2 protein-coding genes are annotated in these 2,150 nt (G+C 65.3%); both read left to right on the top strand.

All coding sequences use genetic code 11. The annotated features are described in order from the left end of the window. Positions 1 to 118 precede the first annotated feature (118 nt). Positions 119 to 508, top strand: coding sequence for a hypothetical protein (locus I6U14_RS00605; RefSeq protein ID WP_296896021.1), 390 nt, complete (start codon positions 119 to 121; stop codon positions 506 to 508). Between the two features lie 58 nt (positions 509 to 566). Further along, positions 567 to 1,985 carry an IS66 family transposase gene (locus I6U14_RS00600; RefSeq protein ID WP_296896019.1) on the top strand — a complete coding sequence of 473 codons (1,419 nt, stop codon included), beginning with the start codon at positions 567 to 569 and terminating at the stop codon, positions 1,983 to 1,985. Positions 1,986 to 2,150 lie beyond the last annotated feature (165 nt).

The following is a 2,150-nucleotide window of genomic DNA, read 5'->3' as shown; positions in this document are numbered from 1 at the left end:
GGCGGAAGAACGGCGGGGGGGGGCAGGGGGGCAGGACAACGGGGGGTGTGGCGGGGCGAAACTGAGCATGGCCCGGGGGCGAGCAGCGCTGTGGGAACAGGAGAGGCGCCCGGAGGGGTTGCTGTTCCAGGATGCGGAATTGAAGGCAGCGGAGCGATGGGCACGCGATCACGCCAGTGAGGTGGGCGCTATTGAGCGCGATTACCTGGTAGCGGCTCGCAGCAAGCAGCGTGGACGTCAGCGGTTTCGGTGGCTTGCAAATATGGCACTGGTGCTGGCATCGGTAGCGCTGGTGCTGCTGTTCTGGGCATTGGAGACGAGGCAACAGGCCGAACAGGAGGCTACCCGTGCCGACAACGCCCGCGCCACCGCGGTGGCTGAAGCAGACCGCGCCCGTGCTGCCGAAGCTAACCAGGCCGATCTCCACAACCGGCATGGGGATACACACTATAAGCAGGAAGACTACGATGCCGCCATTGCTGAATACAATGAAGCGATTAACCTGTAACCGTTCAGGGGGGGCTCAGCGGCTTGACATCTGCCCCTTTTGTCGTATGATTCGCACTATGTACGACAAGCCGCCATTACCCGAGATTACCCAGGAAGACTGGGACGCCACGCCACCCGCTATCCGCGCGGTGGTGGTAGCTCTGCTGGCACGCATCGCCGACCTCGAAGCCCGCCTCAACCAGCACTCCGGCAACTCCTCGAAACCGCCTTCCTCCGACCCACCCGACGCGCCGTCAAAGCCACCCCGCACCCCGCGTGGCAAACCGCGCACCCGCGGCGGGCAACCCGGCCACGAAGGCCAGAGCCGCGACCTCGTGCCGCCCGAGCAGGTCAATGAGATTGTTGCGCATCACCCGACCGAGTGCCCCCACTGCCAGGCTGCCCTGCCCGCCGACCTGCCCGACGCCGCGCCCATCTATCGCCATCAGGTCTATGAGATACCGCCCATCGAGCCGCACATCACCGAGCACCAGGTGCATACCGTGTGCTGCCCCCAGTGCGCGAAGACAGTACGCGCCGACCTGCCCGACGAGGATTGCGCGGGCTACGGCCCGCACGCCACGACGCTGGCGAGCATCCTGCACGGGCGCTATCGCATGAGCACGCGCGAGACGAGCGAGGCGCTGGACGACCTCTTCGGCGTGCCGATGAGCCCGGCGAGCGTGGTGACCAGTTGCGAGCGGGTGAGCGAGGCACTGGAACCGGTCTACGAGGAGGTGGCGCAGGCGCTGCCGCAGCAGCCGGTGGCGAATGTGGACGAGACGGGATGGAAGCAGGAGAACACGCGCCACTGGCTGTGGGTAGTGGTCACGCCGCTGGTGACGCTCTTCCATATCAATCGGAGCCGCGGCGGGAAGGTGTGGCAAGCGCTGCTGGGCGCGGCGTTCAATGGCATCCTGGGGTCGGATCGGCTGTCGGCCTACAACCGCTACCCGAGCGAGTGGCGGCAACTCTGCTGGGCGCATCTGCAACGCAACCTGCGCGCTATCGAAGAGCGGCGCGGCGAGGAGGGGGCGTGGGCAAGCGAGGTGCTGGCGTGGGTGCAGGTGATGTTCCATATCTGGCATACCTATCGGGAAGGGACAATAGATCGGGAGACCATGGCGCTGGCGCTGGAGCCAGTCAAAGATGCGATCTGGGCGTGTCTGCTGCGGGGCAAGGATGTGCCGTGGCCGAAGGCGCGCGCCCTGAGCGAGGATCTCATGCGGCTGTGGGATGGGCTGTGGGTGTTCGTGACGGTGGAAGGCGTGGAGCCAACGAACAACGCAGCGGAACAGGCGCTACGCCCGGCGGTGCTGTGGCGGAAGGGGAGCTTCGGGACGCAGAGCGAGGCGGGGAGCCGCTTTGTGGAGCGCATCTTGACCGTGCGGGAGACGTGTCGGCGGCAGGGGCGGTCGCTGCGGGCGTTCGTGATGGAGGCGGTGGCGGCGCATCGGGCGGGTCGGCCTGCGCCGAAGCTGGTGCCGACCCCCTGAACGGTTACAAAAAAAGCCCCGCTCATCACGAGCAGGGCGTCAATTGCTGAAAAGCCAGTCCATTTATCCCCCATTTTTGCCCCGTACCTGGTATAATTTCTCCAAAAGAAAACTCACCCAAACCTGGAGAGCAGATGGGTGAGCCGACATTCTATCACTCGATAC

Origin of the sequence: Thiohalocapsa sp. (assembly GCF_019695415.1) — a bacterium.
Taxonomy (GTDB): domain Bacteria; phylum Pseudomonadota; class Gammaproteobacteria; order Chromatiales; family Chromatiaceae; genus Thiohalocapsa.
The sequence above is the reverse complement of the archived record's forward strand: the minus strand, read 5'-3'. Positions and strand labels throughout refer to the sequence as shown.